Consider the following 4,518-nt stretch of genomic DNA (forward strand, 5'->3'; position numbering starts at 1 on the left):
GTGCAGGTCGTAGGACTTAGAGTTCTCAACCGTCGTCACAGAGGAATCACCAACGGTAAGTTCTGCCTCGTTGATGACAACTACCTTGTAGTCACCCGGCTTCTTTGGCGTACCAGAGATAACTCCAGTCTCCGGGTTAATCTCCATCCCCTCAGGGAGACCCTCTGCTCGGAAATTCTTGTAGGTCACACCGTCTGCCGGTTCCGGTGCAACCGATACCGCTTCTTCACCCTGCTTGTACTCTTCCCCAACGGATCCGATTGGCAGGGACTTATTGACCGCAGCAGTGAAGGCATCCGAAGCGAGCGGAGTGCGGTTACCGGTGCCGTCCTCCGCCCACAGGGTAGCGGTGTACGTGGTGGTTTCCGCAAGATCCTCCGGAACGGTGAAGTCAGCAGACGGCAGCGAGTAGTTATCTACCGGCAGATCCTTGTGCTCAGCAACAACATTGCCCGCAGGGTCAGTCCAGATAATGTCGTACTTCAAGTTGTCATGCGTGAGAATGCCGGTTGCCTTAGTGACTGCGGTGTCACCTGCTGCAGCCGTATTCAGCTGCGAATCATAGTTGACCACATCGAATTCCAGCGGCGCCGGGCTCAGAATGATGTTCATGCCACGTTGGTAGTCCTGCAGCCTATCCTCAGACTTACCAACAGCAACATTCTTACCGCCGGACCAAGTTGCCGGATCAATACCATTCATCCAACGCTGGAACTGCCAACCAGATTGCACGCCAATGTTGTTTGGCAGATCCACCGGACCGACGTACATCCAGTCCATGTTGATGTGCTTGGATTTGGAGTTGGCGTTGACCCAGGAACCCTCAGACCAGGATTTTGCGAGTTGGTGGAATTTATCATCAGGAACAGTACCCTGACGATCACGAGCATTACCGTAGATACCCTTGAAGTAGAGCTTGTACTCGCCCTTTTCATTAGTCTTGGTGGTTACAGTCTCTGCAATCCACTCTGGGTGCTCTCCCTGGATCTGCTCGCTGATCCACTCCTGCATCTTCGTCTCATCCGCAATCGTCCAGTCACGACCACGAAGATCCTTGCCACCAAAGTTCTGCTTTACATACGTCTCGATGGCGGTGATTGCCTCATCGCTGAGGTAGGAACCAACGATCTCCTGGCCTCCGAGAACCAGGTCGCGCTGCTCACCCTGAATGGCACCGCCACCCAGAATTGCACCGGTTTCCGAGTCAGCCGCACCGTTAGGAACTGCGGAGTTCCAGAACACAACACCACCGATGGAACCATTCAGACCGTTACCGACATTGTCGCCTTCACCAGAAACAGCCCAATCTCCGCGTGGCTGAGTCAGCGTGTACTCACTATTGCGGATGTAGTTAATATCGAGGTTCGAAACGCTGTAGTTGCTGTTCCACGACACCATGTGGTTGTTATCTGCCGCAGCCTGTGCCGGGGCCCAAGCACTTGCGTACTGATCCATCAGACGCAGTTCTTCCTTCTGGCCATCAGGCAGCTCAACCCATACGCGAATCTGCTCCCGCCAACCATCAAGACGGGGGTTACCCGCAATATCTTTCAGGCCGGCCGAACCAGTAGTTACAGCTGCCTCAAATACGCGCATGCGATTCAGCTCGTCAAAGAACGGCTTCATCTCAATCGCATAAGCGCCCTGCTCATTGGTGGTCGCAGTGTAGATCGGTGAGAAACGAACGTTTTTGTTTCCCTCTTTCCACTGCGCGTAAACCTTGGCGCCCTGAATTGGCTTGGAATAATCAGCCAAGCGAGAGTTTGTATTAGCCTGCGCAAATACCTCACGAACAGAACCCGAGATGGTAAACGGCGAGTTTGCCAAACCTTCAGATTCAATGGCCGTTTCAGTGGTCTGAACCGACGCAGGCTTTTCCTGTGCAAACGCAACCGGCTGCGCCAGTGGTGCCACCAGAGCAAACGACAATGCGGCCGCGGCAATCGACGTGCCACGGCGTGCCTTAAATTGGCCTCGCATAAACATTCCTTCCATATGGCCTAATCAATGTGACTACCTACCTGTCAGCCAAGGTCTAGCAAAACCACAAAACTGCAGGTGGTGGACGTAGACAGTGGTCAACGATTAGTCACTCGCTGTAAATTGTATCAACCCATGGAAAATGCAGGATCCCTACAGGGCTTTTCTAATTCTCAAACAAAAAGAGCTACAACTGTCAGATAAGCGCAGGTGGAATGCAGTAATTTTTTCTAGTGATACATTTTGGTCGCTATATACGGAACTCATTGACATAGTTCCATTAGGACCAGCTCAATTAAACTGGAAGACAAACGTTAATAATTGTCGAAACAATTAAGGCCAATCGGGCAAATATAAAAGTTGTTACCTATTGCAGTAAACACAATAGGCAACAACTGTAATTTTCTTACCAAGACTTTAGGCAAGATTTACGAAATGTAGCCCCCTGCATGGGGGAGGAGGCTACATCACGATCCTTTTACGCCTTTGGCGTATCGGTTGCAGGTGCTTTCGGAGTGGACGTCGATACGTTGTTGTCCTCCTTAGAGGACAACTTCGTCGTCTTACCCGACGAACCCTTCAACTCCAGATCCTTCACAGAGGACTTCGGGCCATTCGGGTTGCAGTTGTCGTTAATGATCGTGCCGGCGAGGATGCCAGCGGCGATCAGCACGATACCTGCAGCGACCATGCCCAGATCCGCACCGAAGGTACGCAGCTGCGCATTAATCTGCTCAACCTGACGAGCCATCTCCGGGTTGAAGACGCCCGCCTGCTGCTGAATACGAGTGTTCACATCCTGCAGCTGAGCATTCACCTGAGCAGTCACATCGCTGAGCACCGGAATCTGAATCTGGGAAGCCAGACCCAGCGGCAGCAATGCGATCAACGGCAGACCGAAGCCAACAGCGGATGCAACACACTTACCGGTGTCACGGCCGTTATCCGACTTGTCGAACGGATTCCAACCGTTCTTCACCTCATCTTCGTTGGTGACACCGTCACCATCGAAGTCACCATTCGGCTCCAGAATGGACTTACCATCCTGGCCAACAAGCACGAACTGTGCCTGCTGATTTTCCTTGGTGGTCTTGCCGTCGGAAAGATCAAAGATCACAGCCGGTTTAGCAACCTTGCCAAAGTCCTCCTCGAACTTCTTGAAGTCAACCTTCTTACGGTTGCCCTTCTTGCCGTAGAGATCGTCGAACTGCTTCACCAGCTGCTCAACAGACGGAGCCTGGCCAGTAACGGTCGCATCCTTCGGCGTGAACTTCCAGTCAGTTGCGCCTTCGGCCTTCGGGTAGCCCTTCGCCTCCGGATTGTCCTGTACCTTGATGCCCTTGAGGTCCGTAACCTTCTTTCCGCCCTTGTCGGTGAAGGCTGGTGTAGCACTCTTCGTAGCACCAGGCTGAACATGAGTCTCGTCGTAGCCAGGCTGCAACGAATCCAGGTTGTTGCCATGAGATGGTTCCTCGCTTGGCTTCTCAGGACCGGTCGACGGATCCGAAGGCTCCGTGTCCGTCGGCTTCTCAACCGTGACAGTGACATCAACATTGTCCTTCGAACCATCCGGGTAAGTCACAACAACCGGAACCGTGATCTTGTCACCAGGCTTTGCATCCTCAGGAACCTTAACGGTGACCCGTCCTTATCCTTAAAGACAGGCTTGTCAACCGTAACCTTGTCACCCGGCTTACCAGATCCATCCTTGTACTCAGGCTCGAACTGACCGTTCTGATTCGTGATGGAAGGCTCTAGCGGCGTTGCTGGAATCGAGCCCTTGTCCTTCGGGTTGGAGCCCTTGCCCTTCTCTTCAGCGTCCGGGACGCCGTCACCGTCATCGTCGGTGTCTTCCTTGTCAGGCACACCGTCACCGTCAGTGTCGAGCTTGAAGTTGGCCTTCGTGTTGTCCTCGGAGCCGTCCGAGTATTTCACGTTCACAGGGACATCGAACTCTTCCTCAGAGTCCTTATTTAGCTGAGGCTTGCCATTCTCATCCTTCTTAACCGTGACGGTCACAACACCGGTCTTCGGATCGATATCAACTTCGTAGCCCTCAGGAGCCTTGAAGTCCTTCGGGATCGAGAATTCGGCATCTCCAGGTACTTCGACCTTGTTACCATCTTCGTCCTTGAAAGTCGGCTCCGAAGTTGCAGGCTTCTCCGGAGTAACGAGCTTGTCTTCGTAAGATGGTTCGAGCTCTTCCGCCTGCTTCGTCTTCGTCACCTTCAACGGGACACGGTCAACGTGAGCAGCCTCAACAACCGTAGGCTCTTGGCCTTCTTCAGCAGCAGGAATGACGATATCGTAGGTCACCGTCACATTCGGGTTCTCCTGTGAAGGCGCGTTGTCACCTTCCGGGGTAACGGCAGTCGGGGTGCCGGTGATTTTGCCAGTCTCAGGATCAAAATCGAGGCCTGCAGGCAGACCATCGACCTTAATGTTCTCTGCCACTGCGCCCTTCGGGAGACCCTGCGGCTTCACATCCTGGTCATATGGCTTACCAACGACACCATCCGCAAGAGGTGTGTCCGTAAC

The 4,518-nt window shown here is 53.3% G+C and carries 3 protein-coding genes; all 3 read right to left on the minus strand.

Translation table 11 applies throughout. The features are described from left to right. A partial coding sequence (locus ACXIUA_RS10460; RefSeq protein ID WP_457976792.1) for an Ig domain-containing protein occupies positions 1 to 1,980 on the minus strand: 1,980 nt, incomplete at its 3' end. A gap of 478 nt (positions 1,981 to 2,458) precedes the next feature. Continuing rightward, a complete protein-coding gene (locus ACXIUA_RS10465) occupies positions 2,459 to 3,580 on the minus strand; it encodes a hypothetical protein (RefSeq protein ID WP_457976794.1) in 1,122 nt (373 codons plus the stop codon). After that, the coding region (locus tag ACXIUA_RS10470; RefSeq protein WP_457976793.1) for a YPDG domain-containing protein at positions 3,559 to 4,518 on the minus strand (960 nt) is incomplete at its 5' end. The genes ACXIUA_RS10465 and ACXIUA_RS10470, both read right to left, overlap by 22 nt.

The organism is Corynebacterium sp. UMB8791 (assembly GCF_054166365.1).